This is a genomic window from Microbacterium sp. zg.Y909 (genome assembly GCF_024626565.1).
The window spans coordinates 1-3,349 of record NZ_JANJFJ010000444.1 but is presented as its reverse complement, the minus strand read 5'-3'; the positions used below and the strand labels follow the sequence as shown (position 1 = coordinate 3,349).

Annotated in this window: 4 protein-coding genes; 3 read left to right on the top strand and 1 reads right to left on the bottom strand. The window is 73.5% G+C overall.

The genetic code is table 11. The features are described from left to right. The 3 genes from NQ160_RS21015 to NQ160_RS21005 all read left to right on the top strand — a co-directional run. Positions 1–185, top strand: a 185-nt coding sequence (locus NQ160_RS21015) for a response regulator transcription factor (RefSeq protein WP_257517025.1), incomplete at its 5' end; no start/stop codon positions are given. Between the two features lie 82 nt (positions 186–267). Then, positions 268–1,068 carry an ABC transporter ATP-binding protein gene (locus NQ160_RS21010; protein WP_257517024.1) on the top strand — a complete coding sequence of 267 codons (801 nt, stop codon included), beginning with the start codon at positions 268–270 and terminating at the stop codon, positions 1,066–1,068. Next, entirely contained in the window at positions 1,065–2,567 is a 1,503-nt protein-coding gene (locus NQ160_RS21005) for an ABC transporter permease (RefSeq protein WP_257517023.1), read from the top strand. Before NQ160_RS21010 ends, NQ160_RS21005 begins: the two co-directional genes overlap by 4 nt. Before the next feature lie 4 nt (positions 2,568–2,571). Here the strand turns inward: NQ160_RS21005 and NQ160_RS21000 are convergent, their stop codons facing one another. Continuing rightward, complete coding sequence (locus tag NQ160_RS21000; RefSeq protein ID WP_257517022.1) at positions 2,572–3,105, bottom strand: hypothetical protein; 534 nt, start codon at positions 3,103–3,105, stop codon at positions 2,572–2,574. Between the last annotated feature and the right edge of the window lie 244 nt (positions 3,106–3,349).

Sequence of the window (3,349 nt, the reverse complement as noted above, 5' to 3'; positions counted from 1 at the left end):
TCACCGACCGCGAGAAGGAGATCTTCGCGCTCGCCGCCCGCGGGCTCAGCAACGCCGAGATCGCCGGTCGGGAGTTCCTCTCCGAGGCGACGGTGAAGACCCACATCAGTCGCATCCTCGCGAAGCTCGGCCTGCGCGACCGCGTGCAGCTGGTGGTCTTCGCGTTCGAGCACGGCCTGGTCTGACGCCGGATCATCCTCGCGATGTACGCCGAAGCAGCCTTGCGGCCGACGCGGAGCAGGGGAGTGCGTCCGTAGCGTCGATGGCATGGAGATCACCACGACAGACCTGGGGCTCGCCGCCCGAGTGCAAGGCCTCACCAAGACCTACGGCCAGGGGGGCACCGCGGTGCGCGCCCTCGACGGCGTGAGCGTCGGCATCCGCCGGGGCGAGTTCACCGCGATCATGGGGCCGAGCGGGTCGGGCAAGTCCACGCTCATGCACATCATGGCGGGGCTCGATGCCGCGACCGCCGGCCGCGCCTGGATCGGCGACACCGAGATCACCGGTCTCAGCGACCTGGAGCTGACGGTGCTGCGGCGTCGCCGCGTCGGGTTCGTCTTCCAGTCGTTCAACCTGGTGCCCACTCTCGACGCCATCGGCAACATCCTGCTGCCGTTCGACCTCGACGGCCGCAAGCCGAGCGCCATCGAGCGGGCACGCATCGACGGCCTCGTCGAGACGCTCGGGCTCGGCGCCCGCCTCGGCCACCGCCCGCACGAGCTCTCGGGAGGTCAGCAGCAGCGCGTCGCGATCGCCCGCGCCCTGGCCACCGCCCCCGACCTCGTCTTCGCCGACGAGCCCACCGGCAACCTCGACTCGCGCAGCGGCCGCGAGGTGCTGGCGCTCCTGGCCACGGCGGCCCGCTCGCACGGTCAGTCGATCGCCATGGTGACGCACGACCCCGTCGCAGCCTCCCACGCCGACCGCGTGCTGCACCTGGCGGACGGCCGCATCGTCGCCGACAAGCCCCGGCAGACCGCAGAGGAGATCTCGGCGTTCATGCTGGCCGCCGAGCTCGGCGGCGCCGGTGCGGATGCCGACGCGGATGCCGGGGTGCGGGCATGACCGCGGTCGTCGCCGAGTCCGGCGCGGGCGGCGGGGTCGCCGACCGCGCGGCGGGGCGCGGCCCCGGGGCCGCGTCGAGGCCGGCATCCGGTCGCCTGGCCTGGCTGCGCGAGCGGGGCATGGGCGCCACTGTGCTGGTCGCGGCGATATCGGCCGCGTTCGGCGTCGCACTGCTGACGGCCACCGGCTACCTCGCCGCGGTGCTGCGGTCAGACCCCTACTTCGGCGACTCCGAGACACTGGCGATCGTCATCGGCATTCTGAGCGTTCTGCTGGTGGCGGTGGCGGTGTACGTAGGCGCGATGGTCACCGCCAACACGTTCGCGACGATCGTGGCGGGGCGCACCCGCACCATTGCGCTGATGCGGCTGATCGGCGCCTCGGCACGCGCCCAGCGTGCCGAAGTGGCCGGGCAGGGCCTCGTCGTCGGGGCGCTCGGCGCGTTCCTCGGACTCGCGCTCGGGACGGTCGCGTGCATCGCGGCAGTGCCGCTGCTGGACCGGCTGGTCGGCATCGACAGCGGCTACGTCGTCGCGCAGCCGGTGCTGCTGCTGCCGACGCTCGCGGTGGCGCTGACCACCTGGGCGGCGGCGTGGGCGGGGTCCCGCCGTGTGCTCGCGGTCACGCCGCTGCAGGCGCTCGGCGGATCGGTCGAGGCGACGCGCGAGCAGGTCGCACGCCGGCGCGGCCGCACCGCCGTCGCGCTGACCCTGCTGGGTCTCGGCGTGGCGCTGCTGGCGCTGGGCGTTGTGGCCGGGTTCATCACGCCGCTGGGCGTCGTGATCGCGTTCTTCGGCGGTCTGCTGTCGTTCACCGGGCTGACCCTCGCCGCACCCGTGGTCATGCCGCCGCTCCTGCGACTGAGCGCGCGAGCATTCGGGCGCTCGGTGCCCGCGCGGCTCGCCGCCGAGAATGCGCTGCGCTACCCAGAGCGGTCCAGCCGCATGGCGATCGGGGTCGTGATGGGCGTCGCCCTCGTGACGATGTTCGCGGTCGCGGCCGAATCCGTGAAGGTGCTGGTGGCGGCCTCGGCCGGCGGCGAGGTCGACCCGATGTTCGCGGGGATGATGGATTCGTTCGCGGGGGTGATGATGGCGCTGGTCGGAGTGAGCGCCGTGATCGCGGCGGTGGGCCTGGTGAACCTGCTGACCATCGGGGTCGTGCAGCGGCGGCGTGAGCTCGGCCTGCTGCGGGCCCTCGGCCTCAGCGCCGCCCAGGTGCGGCGCATGGTGCTGCTCGAGGCGGCGCACGTGACGGTGACGGCGCTGGCCTTCGGGCTCGTGCTCGGGATCGCCTACGGCTGGGTGGGTGCGCAGTCGCTGCTGGGCTCGGTGCGAATCCCGCCGGACTGGTCGGCACCGACATTCATCGCCCCGGCGGTGCCGCTGCTGCCGGTGCTCGTGGTGGTGGCCGCGACCGCGGTGCTGACGCTCGTTGCCGCCGTGGTGCCCACGCGCCTGGCCACCCGCGTGGCGCCGGTCGCCGCACTCGCGGAGTAAGGCGTCAGGCCTCGGTGGCGGGCGCCTCGGCCGCGGGCGCCTCGGTGGCGGGCGGGTCGAAGGCCCACGTGCGCGCCAGCGTGCGCAGGCGCGCCGCCCGCCACTGCCAGACGCTCCAGAGCACCGGCCAGAGCGCGGGAGCTGCCGCCCCGCCGATCACCAGGCGCTCGCGCCACAGGGTGCGGTCGGGGTCGTCGGGTGCGGGCGAGACGGCCATCTGGTGGTCCCAGACATCCAGGGCCGACAGAGGTCCGGTGAGGGGGATGCCGCTGTCGCGCAGGATCCGCACCTCGCCGCGGGAATCCTCAGTGCGGCGGTCGCTGACGTGGATGAGCTGCTGGCCGAGGCCGACCCCGGCCGTGCGCAGCTGCACCGGCACGTCGGCCCCGGGCTCCAGCCGGGTCGGCAGGCCCGCGGCATCCATCGGGGTCATCTCGAGGAACGGACCGTAGAGCTCGGCAACAGCCCGGGGGGAGTGCAGCGCCCGCCAGGCGGCGTCGGCGTCACAGTCCAGAACCAGCTTCAACAGGATGCGCATTCGGGTAGTCTTCCACCAGACGGTGTGGGAGCGCTCCCACGCCACGATGCGATCCTGAGGACACTGATGCCCACTAATCCCGCCACCGAGTCCGGCGACCGCTCCCACGCGCAGCCGCCCGTCGAGTCGGTCGCCCAGATCTCGGCGCTGCTGCTGGACACCGATCCCACGCTCGATCCCGAACTCGCCCGCGTGGCCCGCCAGGCCGCGGCCGAGGGTGCCGTGCTGCTGCGCAACGACGGCG